Below are 835 nucleotides of genomic sequence, written 5' to 3' on the forward strand. Positions count from 1 at the left end.
CGGGCAGCAACCGCGTGAAGCGCGGTATGGCTGAGATGCTCAAGGGCGGCGTCATCATGGACGTCGTCAACGTCGAACAGGCCCGCATCGCCGAGGACGCCGGTGCCGTTGCTGTGATGGCGCTGGAACGAGTTCCGGCCGATATCCGTGCCCAGGGCGGCGTGTCCCGCATGTCGGATCCGGACATGATCGACAAGATCATCGATGCCGTGTCCATCCCGGTCATGGCCAAGGCCCGGATCGGCCACTTCGTGGAGGCCCAGGTCCTGCAGTCCCTGGGCGTGGACTACATCGACGAGTCCGAGGTCCTGACCCCGGCCGACTATGTCAACCACATCGACAAGTGGAACTTCAAGGTTCCCTTCGTTTGCGGCGCCACCAACCTCGGTGAGGCACTGCGCCGCATCAACGAGGGTGCGGCCATGATCCGTTCCAAGGGCGAGGCCGGCACCGGCGACGTCTCGAACGCCACCGGCCACATGCGCCAGATCCGTTCCGAGATCGCCAAGCTTGCGGCCCTGCCCGAGGACGAGCTGTACGTTGCGGCCAAGGAACTGCAGGCACCGTACGAACTGGTCAAGGAAGTTGCCGCCGCCGGCAAGCTTCCGGTGGTGCTGTTCACCGCCGGCGGCATCGCCACCCCCGCTGACGCGGCCATGATGATGCAGCTCGGCGCTGACGGCGTGTTCGTCGGCTCGGGCATCTTCAAGTCCGGCAACCCGGCCCAGCGCGCCGCCGCCGTCGTGAAGGCCACCACCTTCTTCGATGACCCCGACGTCATCGCCAAGGCCTCCCGCGGCCTCGGCGAAGCCATGGTGGGCATCAACGTCGACGA

Annotated in this window: 1 protein-coding gene; it reads left to right on the forward strand. The window is 66.2% G+C overall.

Annotated features, from left to right (window positions below):
• A partial coding sequence (gene pdxS / locus PV768_RS21840) for a pyridoxal 5'-phosphate synthase lyase subunit PdxS (protein ID WP_421094205.1) occupies positions 1-835 on the forward strand: 835 nt, incomplete at both ends.

Origin of the sequence: Pseudarthrobacter sp. CC4 (assembly GCF_048957775.1) — a bacterium.
Lineage (GTDB): Bacteria > Actinomycetota > Actinomycetes > Actinomycetales > Micrococcaceae > Arthrobacter.